The 25,443-nt window shown below is 69.1% G+C and carries 20 protein-coding genes; 5 read left to right on the forward strand and 15 right to left on the reverse strand.

Translation table 11 applies throughout. The features are described 5' to 3' along the window. Positions 1 to 38 precede the first annotated feature (38 nt). From DIE02_RS17165 to DIE02_RS17230, 14 genes are all read right to left on the reverse strand, one after another. On the reverse strand, positions 39 to 1,034 hold the full coding sequence (locus DIE02_RS17165) for a hypothetical protein (protein ID WP_124522756.1): 996 nt from the start codon (positions 1,032 to 1,034) through the stop codon (positions 39 to 41). Positions 1,035 to 1,037: 3 nt separating this feature from the next. Continuing rightward, complete coding sequence (locus DIE02_RS17170; RefSeq protein ID WP_124487342.1) at positions 1,038 to 2,339, reverse strand: hypothetical protein; 1,302 nt, start codon at positions 2,337 to 2,339, stop codon at positions 1,038 to 1,040. Positions 2,340 to 2,342: 3 nt separating this feature from the next. Next, a complete protein-coding gene (locus DIE02_RS17175) occupies positions 2,343 to 3,734 on the reverse strand; it encodes a hypothetical protein (protein WP_124487343.1) in 1,392 nt (463 codons plus the stop codon). Positions 3,735 to 3,773: 39 nt separating this feature from the next. After that, positions 3,774 to 4,826, reverse strand: a complete 1,053-nt coding sequence (locus DIE02_RS17180) for a hypothetical protein (protein ID WP_124487344.1) — start codon at positions 4,824 to 4,826, stop codon at positions 3,774 to 3,776. Positions 4,827 to 4,876: 50 nt separating this feature from the next. Then, on the reverse strand, positions 4,877 to 6,688 hold the full coding sequence (locus tag DIE02_RS17185) for a hypothetical protein (RefSeq protein ID WP_124487345.1): 1,812 nt from the start codon (positions 6,686 to 6,688) through the stop codon (positions 4,877 to 4,879). 58 nt (positions 6,689 to 6,746) lie between these two features. Further along, positions 6,747 to 8,219, reverse strand: coding sequence for a S8 family serine peptidase (locus DIE02_RS17190; protein WP_124487346.1), 1,473 nt, complete (start codon positions 8,217 to 8,219; stop codon positions 6,747 to 6,749). Beyond that, positions 8,216 to 9,037, reverse strand: coding sequence for a hypothetical protein (locus DIE02_RS17195; protein WP_044844334.1), 822 nt, complete (start codon positions 9,035 to 9,037; stop codon positions 8,216 to 8,218). Before DIE02_RS17195 ends, DIE02_RS17190 begins: the two co-directional genes overlap by 4 nt. Beyond that, positions 9,034 to 9,297 (reverse strand): hypothetical protein, encoded by a 264-nt coding sequence (locus tag DIE02_RS17200; RefSeq protein ID WP_124487347.1) that lies wholly within the window; start codon positions 9,295 to 9,297, stop codon positions 9,034 to 9,036. Before DIE02_RS17200 ends, DIE02_RS17195 begins: the two co-directional genes overlap by 4 nt. Next, positions 9,294 to 10,397, reverse strand: a complete 1,104-nt coding sequence (locus DIE02_RS17205) for a hypothetical protein (protein WP_124529563.1) — start codon at positions 10,395 to 10,397, stop codon at positions 9,294 to 9,296. The genes DIE02_RS17200 and DIE02_RS17205 overlap by 4 nt, the downstream gene beginning before the upstream one ends. Before the next feature lie 69 nt (positions 10,398 to 10,466). Continuing rightward, positions 10,467 to 14,333, reverse strand: a complete 3,867-nt coding sequence (locus tag DIE02_RS17210) for an N-acetylmuramoyl-L-alanine amidase (protein ID WP_260441510.1) — start codon at positions 14,331 to 14,333, stop codon at positions 10,467 to 10,469. Between the two features lie 9 nt (positions 14,334 to 14,342). Further along, positions 14,343 to 14,741, reverse strand: coding sequence for a DUF3467 domain-containing protein (locus tag DIE02_RS17215; RefSeq protein ID WP_124529565.1), 399 nt, complete (start codon positions 14,739 to 14,741; stop codon positions 14,343 to 14,345). Positions 14,742 to 14,902: 161 nt separating this feature from the next. Then, a complete protein-coding gene (locus tag DIE02_RS36340; RefSeq protein ID WP_124529567.1) occupies positions 14,903 to 15,865 on the reverse strand; it encodes a sigma-54-dependent Fis family transcriptional regulator in 963 nt (320 codons plus the stop codon). A gap of 396 nt (positions 15,866 to 16,261) precedes the next feature. Then, the gene (locus tag DIE02_RS35550; protein WP_185702637.1) at positions 16,262 to 16,618 is read right to left on the reverse strand and encodes a hypothetical protein; all 357 of its coding nucleotides are present in this window, start codon (positions 16,616 to 16,618) and stop codon (positions 16,262 to 16,264) included. Next, positions 16,615 to 17,565, reverse strand: coding sequence for a LysR substrate-binding domain-containing protein (locus DIE02_RS17230; RefSeq protein ID WP_124529569.1), 951 nt, complete (start codon positions 17,563 to 17,565; stop codon positions 16,615 to 16,617). Before DIE02_RS17230 ends, DIE02_RS35550 begins: the two co-directional genes overlap by 4 nt. A gap of 128 nt (positions 17,566 to 17,693) precedes the next feature. On the opposite strand from DIE02_RS17230, the gene DIE02_RS17235 reads away from it, so the two are divergent. The 4 genes from DIE02_RS17235 (at position 17,694) to DIE02_RS17250 (ending at position 22,423) form a co-directional block, all read left to right on the forward strand. Continuing rightward, positions 17,694 to 18,551, forward strand: coding sequence for a MaoC family dehydratase N-terminal domain-containing protein (locus tag DIE02_RS17235; RefSeq protein ID WP_185702638.1), 858 nt, complete (start codon positions 17,694 to 17,696; stop codon positions 18,549 to 18,551). 31 nt (positions 18,552 to 18,582) lie between these two features. Then, positions 18,583 to 19,740, forward strand: coding sequence for an acyl-CoA dehydrogenase family protein (locus tag DIE02_RS17240; protein WP_124529571.1), 1,158 nt, complete (start codon positions 18,583 to 18,585; stop codon positions 19,738 to 19,740). A 14-nt stretch (positions 19,741 to 19,754) separates the two neighbouring features. Then, on the forward strand, positions 19,755 to 20,933 hold the full coding sequence (locus DIE02_RS17245; RefSeq protein WP_124487354.1) for a CaiB/BaiF CoA-transferase family protein: 1,179 nt from the start codon (positions 19,755 to 19,757) through the stop codon (positions 20,931 to 20,933). 101 nt (positions 20,934 to 21,034) lie between these two features. Next, positions 21,035 to 22,423 carry an MFS transporter gene (locus DIE02_RS17250; RefSeq protein WP_124529590.1) on the forward strand — a complete coding sequence of 463 codons (1,389 nt, stop codon included), beginning with the start codon at positions 21,035 to 21,037 and terminating at the stop codon, positions 22,421 to 22,423. Positions 22,424 to 23,152: 729 nt separating this feature from the next. Here DIE02_RS17250 and DIE02_RS17255 read toward each other — a convergent pair. Then, positions 23,153 to 23,359 (reverse strand): hypothetical protein, encoded by a 207-nt coding sequence (locus tag DIE02_RS17255; RefSeq protein ID WP_124529573.1) that lies wholly within the window; start codon positions 23,357 to 23,359, stop codon positions 23,153 to 23,155. A gap of 6 nt (positions 23,360 to 23,365) precedes the next feature. Between DIE02_RS17255 and DIE02_RS17260 the strand changes: the two genes are divergently transcribed. Continuing rightward, positions 23,366 to 25,390, forward strand: a complete 2,025-nt coding sequence (locus DIE02_RS17260; protein ID WP_124529575.1) for a hypothetical protein — start codon at positions 23,366 to 23,368, stop codon at positions 25,388 to 25,390. Positions 25,391 to 25,443 lie beyond the last annotated feature (53 nt).

Consider the following 25,443-nt stretch of genomic DNA (forward strand, 5'->3'; position numbering starts at 1 on the left):
CGCCCGTCTCGCGACGGCCTGAGCGACGCGGTTCCATGTCAGCTTCCGAGCGCCGCCCACGGGTTCGACGGCGCGGCCGGGCGCGCGGCCGGCGGCACGGCGCGGCCGTCGTCCGGGACGGAAGACACCTGGCCGTCGGGTTTCTCGCCGAGGCTGAGCGTCGCCTCGATCCAGTCGGCGGCGGAGGCGATCACCGGATTGTCGGTGCGCAGCAGCGGCGACGCGCCGTCCAGCGCATCCGCGACGTCCGCCAGCCATGCGATCACGGTCATCCCGGCTTTGCCGCGCCGGACATAGGCGGCAGGCTGGGCCGGCGGCTGCCGCGAAAGCCGGCCGATGCCGGCCACCACGCCCCAGATGTCGCGCGCGGCGAAGCCGTGACGCAGGTCGGCATGGCCGAGGATCGCGAACGCGTCCCTGAGCATGCCGACGATCTCGCCGGCCATGAATGCGGTCACGCCGGTACAGGCGGCGCCGAGATTCTGCGCGAGCGCGCGCGCGGCGTTGCGGACTCGCGCCTGGCGCCCGGGATCCCCGCCCGGGTCGGCACCGGGCGTCTCGTCGAGCTTGTAGAGCGCCTCGCAAAGCACCAGCATGCATTCCTCGAACTGGACGTTGCGCTCGGCATCCGCGGCCGCCGGGCCGTACGCGGTGCCGAACAACCGTGCATAGAACGCCGCGCGCTCGCCGGCCGCGAGCTTCTCGGCGCGGTGACGCCACCAGTTGGCGACCAGCGGCTCCGCGCCGCCGAGATCGACGCCGACGGCGCCGCTCGCCGACAGGCCGGCGAGCGCCTCGACCGCGGGGATCACGCCCGCGGGCTCGAGGTCAGCCGCCAGATAGAGCGACGCGAGCGCCCGCAGCTGCGCCTTGTCGACGCGCGCGGCCACGGGATCGGGAATCGCGATGTCGCCGAGCTCGTCGAGCGCGAACGCGAGGCCGTGCGCGGTCGCGCGCTCGACGAGCCGCTCCCCCGACCGGATGGCCGCCGCGAGCCCGGCATCCGCCGGCGGGACGATGAGCATGCGCGCCATGATTCAGTGCTGCCCGGCCGGCACGCCGGCGGCAGGGGCCGGCTTGTTGGGGTTGTACGGCGTCGAGTTGCCCTGGATCACCGACATCATCTCGGGCGTCGCCATCTTGTCGAGCGGCAGGTAGTCGCTCTTGAAGTTGACGCGGACCTCGCCCGACAGCTTCGCCTTCACCTCGGCCTTCGATTCGCTCGTGTCGTCGAGCGCCGACCCGACGGTGGCCACGTGTTCCTGCTGCCCCTCGAACGCGGCGTCGGCCGAATACGGCGTGTACCAGCTGCCGTAATGGGCATTGAGCGATTCCTTGTATTTCTGGCTCTCGCGGTCGTGCATCGACGCGGTGTAGGTGCGTTTCGCCGTGTCGCTGGCGCGCATGTCGAATACCACCTTGGCGTTGATCGACCCGTCGGTGACGACGATGCGGTTGATGCCGAGCATGACCATCGACGACAGCAGCTGCTGGCGCTGCTTCGCCATCTGCAGCCGCGCCGCGGTGACGAGGCGCAGTTCCGACTTGTCGTCGGACAGGTCGGTCACGGGCGGATCGAGGTTGTAGTTCCGGCTGATCTCGGCCAGCCGCTGCTGCGCGTTGTCGCCCTGCGCCACCAGCCGCGTCGGGGCCGCCGCCGCGGCCGCGCCGGCGCTGTCCGCGTCGAACGCGTCGGCGCCGTCCTGCGCCTGCACCGACAGCACGTCGGGGAACGAATCGGCGAGATAGTCGCGGCCGGCGCCCTCGCTGATGTTGTCGCTCATGAACTGGGCGGTGGTCTTGGCGACATTGGCGATCAGCTCGCCATACGCGCGCATCTGCTCGATCGAGCTTTCGACGATCGCCTGGAACACGTTCTTGATCAGGCCTCCTACGAATTTCGGGAAATCGACCTTCTGCACCATCTGGCCGAACTGCTCGACGCCCTGCTTCACCGCGCCGGCCTGGAAGTCCTTGCCGGCGAAGCCGGGATCCTGCGCGAGCTGGCGCTTGGTCGCGGTGACGGGATCGTCGGCCAGCGCCGCGGCGGCCGGCGCCGGACCCGGCTGCGCGAGCGGGTGCGCGAGGCCGGTGGGCGGCAGTTCGCCGTTCGCCTCGCGCTCGGCAATCTCGGCATGCACGCCGTTCGGGTCGGCCAGGTAGGCGAGCACCCGCACCGTATCGGCGGCGATGCGGCGGCGCTCGTCGTCGGGCAGGTCGAGGAATGACGGAATCGCGGTCAGCAGGCGGCGCACCTCGGGCCGCGTCGCGTCGAACGCGGCGGCGCTCGTGGGCGGCCGCACCGGGTGGAGCGCGTCGGGGGGAGCGGGCAGGCGCATGGCTCAGTTTCCCCTGGCCGCAGCCGGTGCCGGCGCGGCGGCCGGCGCCGCCGCCGGGGCTGAAGCCGCAGCGGGGGCGGACGCTGCCGGCGGCGTTTTCGGGCTGGGCAGCACGTTCGGGTCGGCAGGCGTCGCGTTGCCGGTGATGGTGGCGATCATCTGCGGCGTCGCCATCTTGTCGAGCGGCAGGTAGTCGCTCTTGAAATTGACGTCGACCGCGCCGGACAGCTGGATCTTCGTCTGCATCGCCGCGTTGCTGGTTTCCGACGCGGCCGTCGACGCGGTGATGATCGGCTTGTTCTCGTATTCGTAGTCGCCCTTCGCGTAGTAGTCGGCGCTGTACTGGCGGCCGTTGTCCTTGTCGTTGCTGGAGTCGTACTTGCCGCCGCGATCGTAGGTGCCCTTGCCGGCGTAGGTCGACTGGACGTTGCCGTCCTTGTCGCGGGCGAGGTCGACCGCGGTGGCGCTGCGTTGCTTCGAAAGCGTGTCCTGCGCGCGCACGTCGTAGATGATCTTCGCGGAGATCTTGCCGTCGGTGACGACGATGCGGTTGATGCCCATCAGCACGATCGACGCCAGCATCTGCTGGCGCTGCTTGGCGAGCTGCATCTTGAAGCGGTTGACGATCGCCAGCTCGGAGGCCTCGTCCGACAGGTCGAAGGTATCGCCGTCGCCCATCTGCAGGCGCGCGCGCACGGTCTTCGACGCTTCGTCCGGGTCGACCCCGTCGCGCACCTGCACGCGCGGGCTCGGCGTGTCGCCGCTGTCGTCCATGCCGATCTCGAACAGGTCGGGAAACTGGCCGACCATATGATCGCGCGCCTGGTTCTCCGTCACATGTTCGTCGGCGAACTGGCCGAGCGATTTCGCCACCTGCGCGATCATTTCCTGATACGCCTTCATCTGCTCGATCGAGCTGTGCGTGATCGACTGGAACACGCCGCTGATCAGGCTCGCGACGAAGGTCGGGAACTTGACCTGGTTCAGCAGCTCGCCCGCGACCGCCGCGCCCTCGTGCGCGGCCGCCGCGGTGAACTTGGACTTGCCTATGCTGTCGACGGCCTGGTTGTGCGTCGAGAAATCCGCCTCGTGCGCGGAATGATCCGTGTTGTCGTCGAGCGCGCGCGCCGGCGCGGTGCCCACCCCGCCCGGAATCTCGTGGCCGGCGAACCCTTCGGGCCGCGCGAGGTAATCGGCGATCAACGCGGTGTTGCGCGCGATGTCGCGGCGATCGGCGTCGGGCATCGCGTTGAACGCCTGCGACCGGGTCAACATCTGCGCGACGCCGTGGCGCACTTCGTCGGCGGGCACCGGCGGCGTGTGCCGCGGAGCGGCCGCCGCGGCGCGCGGCGGCGGCGGCGCGATCGGCGTGGAACGGGCAGCTTGCGGGAACATGGCGACCTCGCGGGAAACGCGTGACGAAGCGATTCGGATTCAGTTGGCCTGGGCGGGCGCGTCCACAGGCAGTTCGAACTCGATGGGGCGCAGGTAGAGACTCACGCGTGCCGGGCAGGCCGCGTCCGTGCGCAGGCTGATGATCGAGAAGCGGCCCGGCCAGTGCGCGTCCTCCGGCGTAAACGCGCCCATCCAGCGCTCGAGCGCCTGCAATCCGCGCGGACGCTCGGCGAGCCCCATCGTCAGCAGGCTGAGGAACGCGGGCGGCACGTCGGGGATCGCCGACAGCAGCACGTAGAGCTCGAAATCCGGCCCGTCCGGGCCGAGCCCGAACGCGAGCAGCGCGCCGTGCGGCGGCAGGTCGAAGCGGCCGCCGAGCACCAGCCCCAGGAGCTGCATGATGCCGGGAAGCCGATGGCCGATGCCGAGCGCATCCATGACCGGCTGCAGATCGGCGAGCCGCAGCGCACGGGTGCACGCGAACGTGAGCCGCTGGCCGCCGAGATCGCGCTGGGCCGCCATCGTGGTGAAGAGCGGCTTGAGCCCCGGCACCATCTGCAGCGCGGCCTGGACGATGCCGGCCAGGTCGCGGGGCAGGTTCTCGATCGTGCCGGCGTCGCCGGGCAGCTCGTAGTACACCTTGGACGCATAGAGCCCGTCGCGGTCGTAGCTGGAGCCGAAGAACGCGCCGTAGTCGAGGTTGCCGCCCGGCCGCGCGAAGCCCCGGAACGGCTCGCTCGCCTGGTCGAACCAGTGCAGCGCCTCGCGGCCGATGAAGTCGCGGATCAGCTTGCGCATTTCACGGGTCGACTCGTCGCGCCGGTCGATCGCCGACGCCTCCGGCGGCAACGGCTCGATCGTGAAGCGCAGCTTGCCCGGCTGGCTTTCCGAGAAGCTGGGCTCGAACGGCACCGCCATCGGCATCAGCGCGTTGTCGCGGAACCGCAGATCGTCGGCGCCGTCGCCGAAGGTGCGCAGGAACAGGTCGCGCGACGGCGCGAATGGATCGGCGGTGCCGAGGCTTCGCGCGGCGCTTTTCAGGCGGCGTTCGACCCGGGCGACGACCGGTTCGCGGATTGAGGTCAGGGGCATGGCTCGGCTCCGGCAGGGTTCGAAAATGGCGCGGCACACGCGACGCCGCTTCAGTGCGGACGGTTCGAGTAGTAGCTCGCGCCGTTGTGCGTGCCGACACCGTAGCCCGCCTTCACCGGCACGCCCGCGCCGAGGCCGATGCCGGCGCCGATGTCGCCGACGCCATCCAGCATCTCGCGCGCCATCGCCGGGATCGGCACCGGCTTCGAGGTCATCTGCGGCGCCTCGCGCGGCTGCGAGAACTGCTCGATCTGCGTATCGGTGGTCGCGGTATCGGCCAGCCACAGCTCGCACGCATTGACCAGGTCGTAGTCGGTGGGGTCGACGGTCGACTTGTGGTTCGACGAGACGTCCGGATTGGCGATCTGGTCGATGCTGAGCAGCGGGCCGGTCGCCTTGTTGACGCGATCGACGTTGTTGGCCAGCCACGCGGTGATGATCGTGCCGCAGGTCGCGAGCGTGCGATAGCGCGAGCTGGTGCGCGCGCCGCCCAGGTCGTAGGTCGCGACCTGGTCGATCACCTGCCACATGTCCTTCGCGCCGTAGCAGCCGCGGATCTCGGGGTCCTGCAGCAGGTCGATCATGAACTTGACCTGCGACTGGATCTCGCGCGCCGCGTAATGCGCCATGCCGTAGCCGTGCAGCGACAGGTTGCCGGCGAGATCGCGGGCGGCCTTGCGCACCTGCTGGTGGTTGATCGGGTTCGGCACGCTCGCGCGCAGCAGCGAGTCGACTTCGGTCTGGCGCACGAACGACGACACCGACGACACGAAGCGGATCCACAGGTCGTTGAACTCGCGATTGCCGGCCGTGTTCGGATCGCCGCCCGGCACGCCGAGCGTGATGGCCGCGAAGTTCTTGCGCTCCTGCTCGGAGATGCGGTTCGGCGTTTCGCGCCAGTAGCGATAGAGCAGCTTGCCGGCATTGCCCGGGCCGATCGGCAGCGTGCCGTGCTGGAACTGCTCGACGATGCGGTCGACCACCTGGAACACCTTGAGTTCGTCGAACATCGCGGCGACGATCATCGGGCCCATCACGCGCACGTTGTCGGCGACGATGTTCGCGTCTTCCAGATCCTCGAGGTTCGGCAGGTCGATGCCGAGATCGGCGATCGCGTCCTCGCCGCCGATGTTCTGGACTGTGTTCAGCTCCTCGTTGATGCGGCGGCGCAATTGCGGCTCGTCGGCCTGGATCTTGCGGGCCTGCAGGCCGCGCATCACGCGCGCGAATTCGGTGGTGACCACGCCCGGCTGCTCGCCGCCGCGGCCGTCGGGATCGCCCTCGATGCACAGCAGCGCCAGCACCCGCTGCGCGAGCCCACCGTACGAATTGGCCTCGCCCACCGCCGCGAAGAACTGGCGGGTAAAGGCGTTCATCAGCACGTTGTCGCCGTCCGGCACGGTCTTGCCGCCGTCGACCTTCACGGGCGGCGGCGTGGCCCCGTCCACCGCGAGGATGCCCAGCACCAGCGCGACGAGCGTGATCGACACGGCCTCCGGGTCCGAGCCGTTCGCGCCATTGGCGGCATTGGCACCATTGGCGCCGCTCACGTCGCCCGCGTCGAACACGAGCTGGCCATTGACCTCGGACAGCAACGGCGGATTCACCAGCGACTTGCTGGCGAGCAGTTCGCGGGTGGCGACGAACAGCGGATCGCACACCTGCGGCACGCCGTCGGACGGCTTCGTGTCGTAGACGACCGCGAGGATGGCCTTGCACAGCGCGAGCTGCTCCCGCTCGGCGGCGACCGGCGGCCGCTTCAGCGACTCGAGCCGGTTGACGATATCGACCAGCCCGTCGCGTGCCCGGGTCTCGAGGTCGACGAGGTCGAGGAAGCGGACTTGATTGTTGACATGAAACATTTAACTTCTCCTTGAAATCCGGTCGGTTCGGGGGAGTGAGCGGGATCCCGTGCGCCAGTCAGCCGTCGTCGGCACGGCCGTCCTTGCCCGTGCAACCGTCGTCGCCCGCCGCTTCGTACGCGTCGATGCGGCCGGACAGCGCCTGCAGCGCCGCCGCCGCGTCGAGAATGCCGGCGCCGCAGCCGTCGGCCGCGCCGGGCGCGAACGGGCGCGCGGTGGCGACGACCAGGTCGCGTACCGTCGCGCCGTCGAGCGGATAGGCGCGGCGCTGCGCGTACGCGACGAGCAGCGCCGCGGCGCCTGCGACGAACGGCGCGGCAAAACTGGTGCCGGTCGCGAGCTGATAGGCCTCGATCGCGCTCGTCAGCACCCGTTCGCCCGGGGCGCACAGCGCGACGTGCGGGCCGCGCGTCGAGAACGGGGTCGGCCGGCCGTCGTCGCCCACGGCGCCGACCGCGATCACCTGCGGATAGGCGGCGGGCCAGTAGCGGGTCACGGTGCCGTTGTTGCCGCTCGCGGCCACGAGGATGCAGCCGCGCGCGGCGGCATACGCGACCGTGTCGGCATGCGGTTTCGGGCGGTTGGCGGCGATCGTCGCGTCGTCGGTGCCGAAGCTCATGTTGATCACCTTCGAGCCAAGGTCGACCGCGAGCTTGAGCGCGCGATCGAGGTCGGCGATCGCGCCGAGTCCGATCGCATGCGCCTTGCCCGGCAGGCGGGCGGCCGCCAGCGCGCGCATCGGCAGGATGCGGCAATCGCCGCCGAGCCCGCGCGGCATCGCCACACCTTCGGCGGCGATGATGCCCGCGCAGCCCATGCCGTGACCGACGAAGCGGTCCTCGGGAAAATCGCCGCGATGACCGTGACCGCTCAGCAGCTGCACGCCGGGCGACAAGTCGCCGGGCTCGAGCCGCACCGTATCGGCGCCCGCGCGGAAGGCATGCGCGAATTCGGGATGCTGGCGCGCGATGCCGCTGTCGATCAGACCGACCGTGACGCCGCTGTCGCCCGGCTCGATCGCGTGCGCGTCGGCCATGCGCACCAGCGCGCGCGCATCCTGCGCAACCCGCGCGGCCGGCGGCACGGGCGCCAAGCGGCCGGGCGCGTCCATCGGGACCGTCGCCACGTAGTTGGGCGTCACGCTTTCCACGGTCGCGAGCTGGGCGAGCGAGTCGCACAGCGCACCGATCGGCGTGCCCGCCGGCACGCGCAGCAGCAGCGTGCGGGCCATGCCGGTCGTCTGTTCGATCGCGTCGTAGCCGAGGTGCGCGTGCCCGGGCACCCAGCGCCCGGCCGCCGCGCTGAACGGGCGCACCGCGAGAAAGCGGCCGGCGAACGCAACCACGATGCGGTCGACCGGGCCGCCGTCGATGCATTGCGCGGCGGCCAGCGCGCCGCGCGTCACGTCGCGGATCGACGGCACGTGCTCGGGCGCTTCGCCGAGCGCCAGCTTGACGAGCAGGCTGGTCGGCAGGCTGAACTGACGCTCGCCGGGCGATGCCCACGGCGTGCCGAGTGCATGGATCGTCATGGCCGCGCCTCCTCCTGGCCGGGCACGGCAGCCAGGGTCATGGGCCTGGCCGCGGGCGCCGGCGGCGGCGCGAATGCGCTCAGGTCGAACGCCAGCGCGGCGGCGTGGCGGCTCGTCGGCGAGACGGCGAGTTCGCCGGCCCACTGGTCGCGGCCGGGTGCGAGCAGCAGCTCGTCGTCCGCCGATTGCAGCACCGCGACCGGGCGATTGCCGATCCGCACCAGCGGCGCGTGCGTGCCGTTGACGAGATTGCGCCCGATCACGCGCAGCAGCGGCGCCGCATCGGGCTGCGCGTCGGTAGCGGGCGCCACCGGTTCGATCCGCTCGACGCTCGGCGCAGACGCCCGGTCGAGCGCCCGGCGCAGCCGGTCCACGGACAGGTTGGTGACGCGGCCGATCGCATGCACCATGTCGCGCTGCTCGGCCTGCCGAAATTGCCGGACCGTGCGCACGCCGGCCCATTCCAGACGCTTGCGGTCCTCGGCCGAGAGCTCGTCGCCCAGCGCGTCGAGCGGCTGGTCCTTGCTGTCCTCGGACAGCGCGATCGCGTTCTCCTCGATCGCCGGCCGCGTGATGGTCGTGAAGACGAGATGGAACGTGCTGCTGTCGGTGTCGCCCGGGCCGGCGGGACGAATCCACACCTCGCTTTCGACGAATTCGACATGGGCGCGCAGATCGAGGTTGACGTCCTTGATCGCGAAGGTCAGCGGCAGGTTGAGGTTGCGCGCCTTGATCGCCATCGCCGCCTGCGCGTTGTCGAGCTGGCTCTGCACGGCCTGGATGAAATCCTCGAGGCGCAGGCTGGCGTTGCTGTTCATCGCACCACTCCGTCGACCGGCACGGCTTCGAGGACGATCGCGAGCCGCGCCGGCTCCGCGTCGAAGGCCGTGCGGGTCAGGAACTGCGGCAGGTCGCCGACCAGCTCGATGCCGTCGGCGCCCCATGCAATGCGCAGGTCGAGCGGCAGTTCCATCGCCATCGAGCGCACCCGCAGCCCTTGCGCCGCGCCCGCGGCCAGCTGTCCGGCAACGTCGGCGAACGCGCCCAGCGTCTCGCCCAGCGGCCGCGGCGCGATCATGTGGGTTCTCCTCGTGCGGATGCGGGTGCGGGTGCCGCCGGCGCCGACGAAGCCGACGAAGCCGACGGGGCCGACGGGGCGGCGGACGCGGCCGGCAGCGCAGGCGCGGCGGCGGGCGCCTGCGTCGCGGCGGGAACGGGCGCCGCCACCGGCGCCGCCGGCGGCGCGATCCGCGCCGCCGGCCGGCTGTGCCGCTCCAGCAGATTGCGCGACGCCTCGTCGACGAAACGGTCGAGCGGCAGCGTCTCCGATGCGAAATTGATGCTCACCTTCCCGGTCAGCGTCGCCTTGAGATCGGTGTCGGTTTGCGCATTGACCGCGACGGTCGAGACCGTGGTGACGACATCGCCCGACGTTCCCCGTCCGCCCCAGGTCGTCTGCCCCGACGACGGGTCGTTCGACGTCGCATACTGCACGGCGGCGCGATCGCGCGCCTTGGCCTGGAAATTGAGGCTCGCCGCGATCGTCCCGTCCTTGACCACGACCCGCTGCATGCCCAGCAGCACCATCGTCGACAGCGTCGACAACCGGTGCTGCGCGACGCGCTCGCGGGCGCGGGGCAGCACCACCGATTCGAGCGTCTGGGTATCGAACGCGCTGTCGGCCGCACCGAAATCGGCGAGCCACGCGGGCGCGGGGGCCGCATCGTCGTCGCCGGGCCGTGCCACCGGCGCGAGGCGGTAATCGCCGCCGTCCTGCGTCAGCGTCACGTCGTGCGGATACTGCTCGACCAGCCACGCGCGCGCTTGCCCGTCGGTCACGTTCTCCTGCGTGAACTGGTCCAGCGGCTTGGCCACCGCGCCGACCAGGTCGGCGAAACTCTCGACCTGCTTGATCGAGCTGTCGACGATCGCGTCGTAGGTGCCATGCACGAGGCTCGCGACGAAGGTCGGAAAGTCGATCGCATCGGCCAGCGCCGCCGCACGCCGGCCGATGGCGTCCGTCGCCTTCTCCTTGGCGGGCGCCGACCCGCCCGGGGCCGCGGGCGCCGCGCCGCCGGCCGGCATTGCTTGCGGCAATGCGCCGTCCTGCCTGCCCGGGTCGCCCGATCCGGACCCGTCGACGATCTCGCGGCCGAACGCGTCGCGAGCAAGGGCCACCGCGGGCGTGATCGCGCCGCGGGGTGGCGGAGGGGGAATGTGGCGGGCCATCGCGCGTGTCCCTCGGGGTCAGGCGGGTTGCAGTTCGCGCGGCGCCGGCTGCGTGCCGCTTGCCGGAAGCGGCGGCGCGCCGTCGACGCCGTGCACGGTCTGGAAGCGGCCGTCGCCGTTCAGCGTCACCTCCGTCACGCCAACCTGGTCCTCCTCGCCGGCATGCCGGAACGTGGTGGTGATGCGCAGCTTGACGCTCGCCCGTTCGGGGGTGCCGGAACCGCGGCCGATATCCGCGCGCACGAACGCGCTCCAGCCGTCGAGCATCTGGCCGTGGTCCGCGGCAATCGTCACGTCGCCGACCGCGCCGCCCTGCCACGCCCAGTCGATCGACACCGGGGCCGACGTGCGGCCGCTCGGCCCGTCGATGTACGGCCAGTCGTCGAGGGTGATGCGCTGGCCGGCCATGCGCGGCTGCCCCGCGCCGCCCGCCAGCGCATTGGCCGGCTGGACCAGCCCGGCGAGCTGCGCAAGATCGTAGCTGCGCCCGTCGCGGCTCTCGGTGCGCCGGGTCAGGCTCACGCCGAAGCCGAACTCGCCGCCCGCGGCCGGCGGCTCGACGCCGAGCGCGTAGCCCGCACCCGCCGCGCTGCCGCGATTGATCGTGTGGCCGAACGTGCCGCCCGAATGCATCAGCTGGATCACGCCGATGCCGGCCGCCGCCTCGTATTCCGACACGAAATCCTCGTAGGTCATGATGTAGCGGCTGCCGGTCGAGTGGGTCGGCGGCACGGTCCGCGCACCGGGATGGCCCGGCGTGCCGACCACGCGGTCCAGCGGATCGGTGATCCGCACGAAATACGCGTCGCCGCTGCGATACATGCCCGTCACCACCACCGCATGGAAGAAGTTGACCGGCGCGCGCACGACTTCGGCGACCCAGATCGGCCCGTTCGCCTCCAGCAGCCGCCGAAAGCCTTCGGGCGCGAAGCACGCATTGGGTTCGACCGTGAGCGTCGACACCCCGGCGAACCCCGCCACCTCGGCCGGCGCCAGGCCATCGCGCATCTGGCGCTCGAGGCTGATGCAGCGCGCGAGCAGCGTCGGGTCGACGCTCTGGTTGTCGCGCCAGCCGATCACCATCGACGCGGCCGTCGCCCAGCAGCCCATGTCGGTGGGCTGCGGGGTCAGTTGCACCTCGTCCCAGTTCACCGACCAGTCGTCGGCGCCCAGCGTGCGCGCGGCGCCCGCGGCGACCGACAGCGCCTGGCTCGTGCCGAAGAAGCCGCGGCTCGGGATCGGCGCCTTCAGATGGCCGACATACGCGAGCGTTCCGGGGGCCATCGTGCCGGTCGACAGGCTGGCGAGATCGCCCGGCGGCACCCAGTGCGGCGGCACGCTGACGATCGGCCTGCCCGCGTCCTGGAAGGATTGGGCGACCAGTTGCGAGCAGAAGAAGTTGTCGGTGTCGGCGCCTTCGCCGAGCTCGATGCGGCCGACGAAGCGGCGGCAGCGCTCCGCCGCGTCGCCCGACAGCAGGTCGCACGCGTGGCGGTCGATCAGGTAGCTGCCGCAGCGGACCAGCCCGACGTAGTTGAAACCGCGATCGAGGTAGCGCGCGGCGGCATCGGCAACCTGCTGCCGCTGCGTATCGGTCAGGCCCGGCACCCGGAACGCGACCGCGAGGCGCGCGTCGGCCAGCGCGTCCGCGAGCGGGCGCAACTGGACCCCGCCGGGAATCGCCTCGATCACCTGCCCGCCCTGGCCGACATAGAGCATCGCGTGGCTGACCTCCGCACCCGAGCCGGCACGAATGACGCCGGAGCCGGGATTGCCGGTGGTGCTGAGAATGATGTCGCCGATCTCCAGCGCGTCGGTGCCGATCGACAGGCCGCCGACGCCGGGATCGAGCGGAATGTCGTCGCCGAGGCCGCGCGCGGCGAGGCCCAGCGCCTGGCCGGCCGACTGCGGCTGGCAGGTGCGACTGGTGACCAGCCGCATGAAGTAGTCCCAGTCCCAGTTGCCGTCGGGGCATGCGGTATGGCCGGTCGAGGTGTCGGCCTCGCGATGGCCCATGATCGTCGTGCGGTTGATCGGCAGCTGATACTTGTCGCACAGCGACGCGACCAGCGCCGCCGAGGTTTCGTACTGGAGCTGGGTCGGCGCCAGCGCATCGAAATGCTGGACGGTGCCGTTGCGACGCGGGTAGTCGGCGCCGCCGCGCTTCACCGCGATGTGTTCGATGCCGATGCTGCGCTGGTTCGAGCCCTTGCAGTGCCACGCCGTGTCGGCCTCGGAGACGAACTGGACGACTTCGCCCTCCTGCCCGACCAGGTAATGCGAACTCACCTTCGACGACGCATTGGTGAAGGTATTCACCACCTGCTGGACGGTCGGTACGTCGGCGATGTGGATGATGATGCGGTCGATCGTCTTGCTGCCGCGCCCCTCGTCGAAATTCGGGCTGGCCGCGGTACGCGTGACGAGACTGTTCTCGCGCGCGCCTAGCGCCAGCGCACTGGCCGTCGCGGACGGCTCGGCGGCCGCATCGTCGTCGCTGTACGGCGGCGTATCGATGCCGTAGGCCTCCGGGTCGGCGCTCAGGCCGCGCGACCACGCGAGCGACGACGACGACGAGGTGGCGATCGTGCCCGCCGCGGCGCGCGAGACGCCGACGAACACGCTCACCGGGCTGCCGACGCTGACGCCGGCCGACAGCGTGACGCCGACGAATTCGCCGCGGGCGTTGAACAGCGCCGAGATGCCGCCGGCCGGGGCTTCGCCGACCATCACGCCGACCGTCGTGCCGGTGCCCGCGAAATCGTCGATATGGCCGCGCAGCAGGCTGATCTGACCGGTGAGGCTCGCCGACACGATGTAGCCGAAGTCGAGCTCGCCCGACACGAAGACGCCGATGTCGTCGCCATTGGCGTCGAAGATGAGGCCGACCGCGCCCGCGCCCCCGGATTCCAGCCCGGCGCCCGCACCCGCGCCGATCGAGACCGACAGGCCGTTGCGCATCGCGACCGGCAGCAGGAGCATCAGCGACGCGGTGGCCGGATTCGCGCTCAGTATCGCGCGCAGCGCAGCCCGCTCGACGGTCGAGAGCTTGCGCGGCCGCGGCCAGGTGAAGCCGCGGCGTTCGCCCGCGAGGCGGAACCCGGCATCGTCGCTCATCCCCTGCGACACGGGTGCCGGTGCGATGGCGGGTGCTGATGCGATGGTGGGTGCCGGTGCGATGGCGGGTGCCGGTGCGACGGCGGGTGCCGATGCGACGGCGGATGCCGGGCGCCCGCCCGGGGTCGACGCCGGGGCCGGCGCGGCGGGCGTCGCGGCGCCCGGCGTTGCGGCATTGAGCGGCGGAAGCGGACCGAAGCCGTCGTCGTAATGGACGTCGTGGTGCGGCGCAGCGGCCTCGGCGGCCGGCTGCGGCGTGGCGGTGGCGGCGCCCGGTGCGGCCGGCGCCGGCACGGCGGTCGCGCCCGGCCGCGTGGCGTCCCCCGCCCAGTTCAACAGCGGACTCCGGACGGCGGCAGCGCCGCGCGTCGGGAACACGCGAACCCGGCGCAATCCCCGGTCGCTGAGCCCCGACAGCGACACGTACGGACTGTCGGCATTCGGCAGGACATCGACCGTCCACGCATCGGCAGCGGGCGACGCCGCGGTGGCGAGGCCGAACCACAGCCGGCTCGCGCCCGCGAAGCGCGCCAGCACGGCAGGCGGCACCATGAACACCGCTTCGCCGCGCGGGATCGCCAGCAGGCCGTCCTCGCGGCTGGTATAGAACGTCGACGACGTGCGCCCGTCCTTGCGCGTGAACAGCGCGGGATCGGTGGCGATCACCAGTTCCGCGACGCACGGCGCGTGGCCGACGCGAATCGTGAAGCCCAGCATCGGGAAACGGTCGGTCAGGACCATGCGGTTGGGATGGAGTTGCGCTGCCATGTCGTGTCCTCAGCTCTGGTTTTGATCGGGCTCGTCGTGACGGCCGCCGAGCATCGGCTTGCTGCGCGCATCGATCGCGCGCCGTTCGAATTCCTGCGGGGAAAGCATCTCCAGATCCGGTTCCGGGTCGCCGATGTCGGGGATTTCGTGGTGCGTCGCTTCGAACTGGGCGATCGCGCGCGCCAGCAGTTGGGCGAGCAGCTTCGCGTGCACCGGGCTGATCGCGACGCGGCTCATCAACTGGACGTTGCCGGATTGCGGCTCGACCTGCCCGGCATCGATCAGGAACTCGAACGCGTTGTGCCCGACCTCGAAATAGTTCGCATAACTGGCGAGCAGCGGCCGTGGCTGGCCGGCCGGCTGGGCCGGATCCGGCGGGGCGTCCTGGCTTGGCTCGATGACGTGCACGACGGCCTCCTTGCATGGCGACGGGCGGTCTGTCCGTTCTGCTTCGCAAGGAGCGGGCCAACGCGGGTGCGCCGGCGCAAGCGCATGATTTGCCGTGGAATTTCCCGGCCGGAGCGGGATTCGGGAACGCTGCCGGGCTGTACCATGTGACAGCCCGGCTGTCACACCGATGCAGTGTTGCCGGCGTCCAGGTTGTACTTGGCCAGCTTGCGGTAGAGCGTCATGCGCGACCAGTTCATCTGGCGCGCGGCTTCCATCTTGTTCCAGTTGGTCTGGCGCAGTACCGAGACGAGCCGCTCGCGCTCATGCTCGCCGGCCGAAAAGTCCTGCAGGAACAGCCGGCGAAACGCCGGCGGCAGGTCGCCCAGCCCGAACGGGCGCCCTTCGGGTGCATCGATGAACAACGCCTCGACCAGGTTGCGCAACTCACGCACGTTGCCCGGCCACCGGTAATGCCGCATGCACTCGAGCAGGGCGGGATCGGGCCGCCCCACCCGCATCGCCCGCTGCAGGTTGTGTTCGGCGACGAAGTGATCGACGATCGGCGCGATGTCCTCCGGCCGTTCGCGCAGCGGCGGTATCTCGATCCGCGCGACGTTCAGGCGATAGAACAGGTCGGCACGGAAACGGCGTTCCTCGACCAGGTCCTCCAGGCGTTCGTTGCTCGCCGCCACGATCCGGACGTCGACCGGGCGCCGGCGCTGCGAGCCGACCGGCATCACCGTGCGGTCCTCGAGCAGGCGCAGCAGCTTCGCCTGGACGGCGAGCGGCATCTCGCTGATTTCATCGAGGAACAGCGTGCCGCCGTCGGCCTCGACGAAGCGGCCGGGAAACGCGTGCTGGGCGCTGGTGAACGCGCCGCGCTCGTGGCCGAACATCTCGGATTCGAACAGGCTGTCGGGCACCGCGGCGCAGTTCACCGCGATGAACGGCTTGTCGGTCCGGGTGCTGAGGCGATGGACGGCGCTGGCGACGCGCTCCTTGCCGGTGCCGGTTTCGCCGGTCACGAGCACCGTCGTATCGGTGCGCGCGACCTTCGCCAGATAGCGGCGCAGGTCGGTCATCGCCGGGCTCGAGCCGTGCAGCCCGAGTGACGTCGCGCCAATGCCTCCGGTCGTGCTCATGCGCGCGCCGCCCGGCTAGCGAACCGTTGACGGATGATGCGCAGCCCCGATGTTCATCGCCACTTCCCCCCCGCTGGATGTTGAGGAACAAGACAACCATCCTCGATGGCGATTGTTGGCACGCGTTTAATTAGTACTGTGATGCGTGTTGAATGGAGAGCCGCGTGTCACGGCGCCGGCCGATAACCAGTGTAGTTTCAATATGGAGATTCGTACAACCTGAGGACGGCCGATGTTTGCGCGCGACCGCCCGGCCGTCGGTGCGCGGGCGGATCGAGCGACCCGGGCATGCCCGGGCGCAATGGCGAATGTGTCATGTCACGCACCTTCATCGAATCGTCCGCAATCAGCATCACGAACGAATGGCCGGGCGCGGCATTGGAGAATGCGTATCGTTCACGCGGCACGCGCAGGGACTTCGCGAGCGGCGGTCGAGGCGGTCGCGCGCGGGGGGCGTGCGCGGCGATGGGCCGTCCGCGCACCGGCTCGCGGGCTGAGCCCGCGCGTCACGCGCGTCACGCGCGTCACGCGCATCCCGCGCATCCCGCGCATCCCGCGCATCCCGCGCATCCCGCGCATCCCGCGCATCCCGCTCATCCCGCTCATCCCGCTCATCCCGCTCATCCCGCTCATCCCGCTCGTCACGCTCGTCACGCTCGTCACGCTCATCACGCTCATCACGCTCATCACGCGCATCACGCCCGTCACGCCCGTCACGCCCGTCACGCCCGTCACGCCCGTCCCGCCCGTCACGACGGCGCGGATTCGCCCTCGCGCAGCGTGATACCCGTCCACGCGCCGCTTGCGGCCAGTTCGCCGATCAGCTCGACGATCGTCTGCCGCACGGCGAGCGCGGCGGAATTGACGGGAGACGTGTTCGACCAGCACAGGCTCGCGGGCCGGCGGATCTCCGGCTCGACGATCCGGCGCATCTTCGGCCGGCTGGACGGCTCGCGCGACGCCAGCGCGGACGCCGGCAGGATCGTGCACGCGAGGCCCGACTGCGCGAGCGAGATCATGGTCGGCAGCGAGTCGATATCCGCGATGATGTTGAGCGGCACCTCCTCGCGCGCGAACGTGCGTTCGAGCAGCAGGCGCAGCCCGTTCTGCACGCCCGGCGCGACGAGCGGCACGCCGGCGAGCGACGCGAGCGGGCAGGTTCGCGCGCGCGACGGCACCGCGCCGCCCGGCTCGCCGAGCAGATACAGCACCTCGTCGAACAGCGGCATCGCGGTGATGCCGGTCGTGTTGGATTCGCGGAACAGGATCGCGAGGTCGAGCCGCCCGTTCGCCAGCAGCTCGTTGATGAAGCCGCTCATGCTCTCGAGGTACTGCAGCCGGATGCCCGGATAACGCGCTCTCACGCGCTCGAACAGCGGCACCGCGAGGATCGACGTCATCGTGGTCGGGAAACCCACCGCGACCGTGCCCGACTCGCTGCCCGCGCCTTCCCGCACTTCCTGGCGCAGCTGCTCCATCTGCCGGAGCACGAGCCGCGCGTGGCGGTACAGCGCCTGCCCGGCCGCGGTCGGCTTCACGCCCTGCGGGCTGCGTACCAGCAGCGTGACGCCGACGTCGCCCTCGAGCTTCGCGATCTGCTGGCTCAGCGACGGCTGCGCGACGAACAGCTTTTCGGCCGCCTTCCCGAGGCTCCCGTATTCCACGATGCTGACGAAGTAACGGAGCTGGCGGATGTCCATGGCGGTTCGTTCGATGCGAAAGCCATAGGATACCCCTATGACCGGCACATCCAAACGGTATTTCCGCCGCGCCTGCGCTTCACCTAAAGTCACTTCATGCCAAGTCAGAACAGCCGGCCCGCCCGGCGATGGAGGTGACAGTGAACGCTCCCCGGTCGCATGCCAGCGACGATGTCCAACAGGTCGCGACCGACCTGATCAGCGCCGAACGTGCGATCGCCTTCGCGGCCACGCTCGACCATCCGGTCGTTCCCGCCGTGGGCGACGCGTTGCTGCCCGCCTGGCACTGGCTGTATTTCTGGTCGATCGCGCAGCAGGCCGAGCTCGGCCCGGACGGCCATCCGCGCAAGGGCGGCTTCCTGCCGGACCTCGGGCTGCCGCGCCGCATGTGGGCCGGCGGCCGGCTGACGTTCGAACGCCCGCTGACGATCGGCGCGATCGCGACGCGCACGTCGCGCATCCTGTCCGTCGAACGCAAGGAAGGCCGCACCGGCACGCTCGGCTTCGTGACCGTCGAGCACGTGATCGAATCCGCGGGTGAAGTCGCGATCCGCGAGGAACACGACATCGTCTATCGCGGCGCGGCCGCGCCCGGCGCCGCCACGCCCCCGCCGAAGGCCGCGCCCGACGCCGCGCAATGGCAGCGCGACATCACGCCGGACGAAGTCATGCTGTTCCGCTATTCCGCGCTGACCTTCAACGGCCATCGCATTCACTACGACCGCACCTACGTGCGCGACGTCGAAGGCTATCCGGACCTCGTCGTGCACGGCCCGCTGATCTCGACGCTGCTGCTCGACCTCGTGACGCGCTCGCTGCCCGGCGCGACGATCGTCGAATACGCGTATCGCGCGGTACGGCCGACCTTCCTCGGCAACACCTTCAGCGTGTGCGGCCGCCTCGCCGACGACGGCAAGACCATCGAGCTCTGGGCAAAAGATCACGACGGCTGGCTGACCATGTCCGCAACCGCGACCCTCGCATAGGGCCCATTCCAAGCATTCCCCGATACGAAACATGAATCCGACCGACGCGTACCAAGACATTCGCGAAGCCGTTCGCGACCTGTGCGGCGAATTTTCCGCCGAGTATTTCCGCAAGATCGACGAGGAACGCGGCTATCCCGAAGCGTTCGTCGACGCGCTGACGAAAGCCGGCTGGCTCGCCGCGCTGATTCCGCAGGAATACGGCGGCTCGGGCCTCGGCCTGACCGAGGCATCGGTGATCATGGAGGAAATCAATCGCGCGGGCGGCAACTCCGGCGCGTGTCACGGCCAGATGTACAACATGGGCACGCTGCTGCGCCACGGCTCGGCCGAGCAGAAGCAGCGCTATCTGCCGAAGATCGCGAGCGGCGAGTTGCGCCTGCAGTCGATGGGCGTGACCGAACCGACCACCGGCACCGACACGACCAAAATCAAGACGACGGCGGTACGCAAGGGCGATCGCTACGTGATCAACGGCCAGAAGGTGTGGATCTCGCGCGTGCAGCACTCCGACCTGATGATCCTGCTCGCGCGCACCACGCCGCTGTCGGACGTACAGAAGAAGTCCGAAGGGATGTCGATCTTCATCGTCGACCTGCATCACGCGATCGGCAACGGGATGACGGTGCGCCCGATCCCGAACATGGTGAACCACGAGACCAACGAGCTGTTCTTCGACAACCTCGAGATTCCCGCCGAGAACCTGATCGGCGAGGAAGGTCGCGGCTTCAAGTACATCCTCGACGGGCTGAACGCCGAGCGCACGCTGATCGCGGCCGAATGCATCGGCGACGGCTACTGGTTCGTCGACAAGGTGTCGCAGTACGTGAAGGATCGTGTCGTGTTCGGCCGGCCGATCGGCCAGAACCAGGGCGTGCAGTTTCCGATCGCCCGCTCGTTCGTCAACGTCGAGGCCGCGAGCCTGATGCGCTTCGAGGCCGCGCGCCGGTTCGACGCGCACGAGCCGTGCGGCGCGCAGGCGAACATGGCGAAGCTGCTCGCGGCCGATGCGTCGTGGGAAGCCGCGAACGCGTGCCTGCAGTTCCACGGCGGCTTCGGCTTCGCATGCGAATACGACGTCGAACGCAAGTTCCGTGAAACGCGCCTGTACCAGGTCGCGCCGATCTCGACGAACCTGATCCTGTCGTACGTCGCCGAGCACATCCTCGGCCTGCCGCGTTCGTTCTGACGGGAGTGACGAGCATGCGCCCACTGGAAGGCATCAAGGTCGTCACGTTCGAGCATGCGATCGCCGCGCCGTTCTGCACGCGCCAGCTCGCCGATCTCGGCGCGCGCGTGATCAAGGTCGAACGGCCGGGCGTCGGCGATTTCGCGCGCGGCTACGACGAACGCGTGTCGGGGCTCGCGTCGCACTTCGTGTGGACCAACCGCTCGAAGGAAAGCCTCACGCTCGACGTCAAGCAGCCCGCGGCGCTCGACGTCGTGCACAAGCTGCTCGCGGATGCCGACGTGTTCGTGCAGAACCTCGCACCCGGCGCGACCCAGCGCCTGGGGCTCGATTACGATGCGCTGCGCGAGCGCTATCCGCGGCTGATCGTCTGCGACATTTCCGGCTACGGGCTCGACGGTCCGTTCCGCGACAAGAAGGCGTACGACCTGTTGATTCAAAGTGAATCCGGATTCCTGAGCATTACCGGATCGAACGGCGAGCCGGCCAAGGCCGGCTGCTCGATCGCCGATATCGCCGCCGGCATGTATGCGTATACGAACATCCTCGCCGCGCTGATCGAGCGCGGGCGCACCGGGCGCGGCCGGCACATCGACGTGTCGATGCTCGAAAGCATGGTCGAGTGGATGAGCTATCCGCTCTACTACGCGATCGACGGCCAGTCGCCGCCGCGGCAGGCCGGCGCGTCGCACGCGACGATCTTTCCGTACGGCCCGTTCAGGGCCGGCGACGGCAACACCGTGATGCTGGGCCTGCAGAATGAGCGCGAATGGAAGCGCTTTTGCGAGACCGTGATCGGCATGCCCGAGCTGGCGGCCGACGAGCGCTTCGGGTCGAACAGCCGCCGCGTCGCGAATCGCGACGCACTCGCGGCCATCATCGTCGATGCGTTCTCGACGCTGACGTCCGCCGACGTGATCGACCGGCTCGAGCAGGCCGGCATCGCGAACGCGCGGATGAACGACATGCACGGCGTCTGGACGCATGCGCAACTCGCCGCGCGGCATCGCTGGACGCGGGTCGACACGCCCGCCGGCGAGATTCCTGCCCTGCTGCCGCCCGGCGTCGCGCCGGGCGACGATCCGCGCATGGACCCGGTGCCGGCGCTCGGCCAGCATACCGATGCCGTGCTGCGCGAGCTCGGCTATGCCGACGAACAGATTCACACGTTGCACGCATCCGGTGCCGTCTGACCGGGCCTTGCCGCGCTGATCGAAGCGCGCCCCTCACCCATGTTTCGAAGCGTCTCCGCGTCCGGTCACGGACGCGAGAGCGCCACATGACTGGAGACATCATGGCGAACACCGTCAATGCCGCCGGCCGGCTCGACCGGCTGCCGATTTCAAGGTTTCACTGGAAGATACTCGGCCTGATCGCCGGCGGCGCGTTCCTCGACGCGTTCGATATCTATCTCGCCAACGGCTCGGTCGCGGCGATGGTCAAGGAGGGATTCACCGACCTGCGGCATGGCGCGATGTTCGTGTCGTCGACGTTCGTCGGGATGATGATCGGGGCGTTCGTCGCGGGTTACGTCGGCGATCGGCTCGGGCGGCGCTATTCGTATCAGCTCAATCTGGCCGTGTTCGGGCTGGCTTCGATCGCCGCGTGTTTCGCGCCCGATATCGCGTGGCTGATCGTGTTGCGTTTCATCATGGGGATCGGGCTGGGCGCCGAACTGGTCGTCGCGGCCGGGACGCTCGCCGAGTTCGTGCCGCCCGAGACGCGCGGCAAGTGGGTGTCGCTGCTCGCGATCATCACCAACAGCGGGCTCTTCGCGGCGCTCGCCGCGGGGTACTGGATCATTCCTTATCTCGGCTGGCGGTACATGTTCGCGCTGGCGGGCGCCGGCGCGCTGGTCGTCTGGTTCATGCGCAAACGGATGCCGGAGTCGCCGCGCTGGCTCGAATCGGTCGGGCGGCTCGACGAGGCCGAGGCGACGCTTGCCGCGATCGAGCAGGAGGTCGGCCGGCAGGTCGGCACGCTGCCGCCCGTGCGACGCACCGTCGACCTGCATGTCGGCAAGGTGCCGCTCGGCGTGCTGTTTTCGAAGGGGATGCGTGGCCGGACGATCGTCGCGGCGTTGACCGCGATCGGTGTGAACGTCGGGCTCTACGGCTTCATTGCGTGGCTGCCAACGTTCTTCGTCACGGAAGGGTTGTCCGTCGTCAAGTCGCTCGGGTTCGTGTTCCTGATGTCGATCGGCTCGCCGGTCGGCGGGTTGATCGGCTATCTGATCGCGGATCGGATCGGGCGGGCCAAGGGCATCGTGATCGCGTCGATTCTCAGCATCGCGCTCGGCTGGCTGTATGTGTCGCTACGCGATACCACCGCGATCATCGTGGTCGGCTTCTGTCTCGTCAGCGCGATCTACACGATCACGACGCTCGGGCTGTTCGGCTACATTCCCGAACTGTTCCCGACCGAAGTGCGGCTGCGCGGCACCGGTGTCGCGGGAATGTGCGGACGGATGTCGTCGATCGGCACGCCTGCGCTGGCGCTCGCGCTTTACCAGGCGTTCGGCGTATCGGGCGTGATCGCGATGGTCAGCGCGACGCTCGGCGTGCTGTGTGTCGCGATCGGGCTGCTGCGCGTCGAAACGGGGCGGCAGGCGCTGGAGGAAGTCGCGCCGGGGACGCAGGACGCGGATGGAGCGGAGGCTAGTCCGGGGGTATCTCGAGCATGAACGGCGGCGTGACGGAATTCCGGCCGCGGCGAGCGCTCGGTCGCTCGACGATCACCGGCCCTGGCCACAACGTGCTGCCAAGCGGGTTCTTCGGTGGACGCGCTTCGAAAGGCCGCTCGTGGTCTTCGATACTGGAAACACGGTGCCGGTCGTCCTGCCGCCATGTTTCAGATCTGCAACCTAATGCGCCTTCCCGTTGCCCGGTCGCACCCCCTACGCACGCTCTACGCCCCGACCGCTGATTCTCGCCACATGGGCCACTGGCACCGGCTGGTGGCCTGCCCCGATACCGGTGCATCCCTCGTACCGGACGGTCTCCCCCCTCGCTCTCGCGTGCGACTGATTCAGAATTGAAACCGATCGGTAAGTGCCGGCGGCCGACGCTCGGCAACGCCGCGATGGACGCGGGTTCCGGACGGGCGTGGCACGCTCCATGCGTTCACGCCGAAGGCGCTGGATCAGCCGTCCCGGCGCTCATCAAAATATTTCGATAAAGTCCGCGTCCGACGCACCGGTAAAGGCACTTTTGGGTGCGGGACGCATCGGGGGACACAATGAAAACCAATATCTCGATCTCGATCTCGATCGCGGTGTCGTCGGATGAGCAGCGGCACAGCAACGATCGCACCGGAAACAGTCCCGGGTGGATGCCGGACATTCCAGCAAGGACCCGCGCGCCTCAAAAACGGTGGCCACACCTGCGCACGCAGGTCCCATCCATGCCACCGGTCACTTGATCGGCATGAGCGTCTGCGTACCGCTGACTCCGGACTGCAAGCCGAAACGCACGCTCTGAGCGTCATCCGGCACGTCATCCAAAGGCGCTCGGGCCGTCAGGGTGCAGCGCGCCGCCGTCAGCGAAACCGGAAACCCGCGGTCCGTTGCGCCGGACAGGGATTGCGGGCTCACGAAATACCGTCGATAAAAGGCTTCCATTCAATCATGAATCGGACTGAGAAATGCCCTCGTTCGGTCATCGCGCTTGCGCTTTCGCTGGCCGTTCTGCTCTTGCTGACGCATCCGTACACGGGCATTCGACACGACGCGCTGCTATACACCGCGCAAGCGCTGTACAACGCACATCCCGAGAATTTTTCGCACGATCTGTTCTTCGAATATGGCTCCCAGGATCACTGGACGATTTACGGCCGGATCTTCGCAACGCTTATCTCCGCGTTCGGACTCCGCACGAGCAATCTCGTCTGCCTGATCGCAACTCAGGCGCTCTGGTGGAGCGGCATGTGGCGCCTGACGAAGAAGCTGCTGCCCGAACCGTGGCACTGGCTCGCGTTGCTCTTCATCGCCTGTATGCCGTCCGAGTACGGCGCCGGTCTGGCCTTCTCCTACGACGAAGGCCTTCTCACCGCCCGGCTTCCCGCCGAAGCACTCGGCCTGTGGGCGATTGCATCGATGCTCGAACACCGGTATCGCGTTGCCATCGCGCTGACGATCGCCGCAACCGCCGTTCACCCGCTGATCGGCGGCGCTTCGTTCGTCTTCGTCATGCTCGGCCTGATACCACGCATGAAGTGGTGGTGGCTATTGCCGCTCGCGCTGATGACTTTCGCCGTCGTCCAGATGCCACCGTTCAAGGCACTGCACCTGTCTCCGTTCGATCCGGAATGGCGGTCAATCGCGCGATACAACCAGCCATTCCTGTTTCCGACCTTGTGGTCGCTCACCGCATGGAGCAAGGCGTGCTGGGCTATCGCGCTTCCTGCGACGCTGTGTGTGCCGCAAGCGCAGGATCACCGTACTCTGTGGTCGAATCTGACGCTGATCGGTGTTGCCGGCGTCGCAGTGACCATGATCGCGGACTCGACGGGACAGGACGCGTTCTGGATACAGCTGCAGCCTTGGCGCGCGCTGTGGCTGCCGACGCTGATGCAATGGCCTGCGGCCATTTTGCTCGTGCGACGCGAACACCACGCGCGGCCGACGCTGATCTGGCTGCTCGCGATCTGCTGGCTGCTGCTCGACGTCGGCGGCGGGATCATCGCACTGACAGCTTCTGCGGCGCTGCACGTGGCAGCCCGTCGGCCGTCGACCGCCGCTCCGACGGTACTGCTTCGCGACCTCGCCCCACCGCTTCGCTATACGTTGATCGGGACGACGCTGGTTGCCGCGATAGTCTGGATCATCTTCCAGTGCGCATATCATGTCGGTCGCGTCGCGTATCCGATCGGCAGCCTGACGTTCGACATCCCCTGGCTGGAAGCACTGATTCACACGCGCCTGGCCGTCGCCCTGGTCGCGCTACTCGTCACGCTCAATCTCTCGCGCAAACGCATCGCGGTCGTCGGCCTGCCAGTGATATTGGCGGCATTCACCGCATACGGACTCGTCAATATCGACCAGCGCTCGAAACCCGCCAGGATCATGGAAGCCGGTGCCGACCGCGCGGACCGTGTGCCATTCGAAGGTACAGTCGCGCGCGGCGACATCGTCTATTGGGACGGGCCGGCGGACGAACTCGTTTATCCGTGGCTGATGATGAGGACGTCGAGCTATTACTCGCCGATGCAGGCTGCGGGACTGATCTTCCACCGCCAGACTACCTTCGAGGCGGTACGGCGGGTCGAACTGATCAAGCAAGACCCGCATGCCGCACGGCCGCGCGGCGACAACGCTCCGGACACAAGGTCGACCACACTCACGTCCCAGCAGGAATACGTTCCGCTGACCCGAACAGGCATCCGGCAAATCTGCGCAGACCCGGTTCTGGATTTCATCGTATCGCATCGCCACTACCCGGAGTTGGCGACCCTCCATGCATGGTCGCCCGACCCCCAAAGCACGGTCTGGCTGTACGACTGTCGCAGCATCAGGGCGACTGCCGCAGTTCAGCGCACGTCACCCGGGCACACGCAGCAAGCCGACAACACGAAAGCGGTGCCCGCACGACGGCCGGCTGCCGCCCAGGGCGATGCCTTCCCGCCTCGCTACGCGCAGGCGCACGACGTTTGAACGGGGAAACACCAATCATCGATTCGACATGGCGGTTTGCCGTCTGGCTGGAG

Origin of the sequence: Burkholderia sp. Bp8991 (assembly GCF_003853795.1) — a bacterium.
In the GTDB taxonomy this organism is placed as follows: Bacteria; Pseudomonadota; Gammaproteobacteria; order Burkholderiales; family Burkholderiaceae; genus Burkholderia.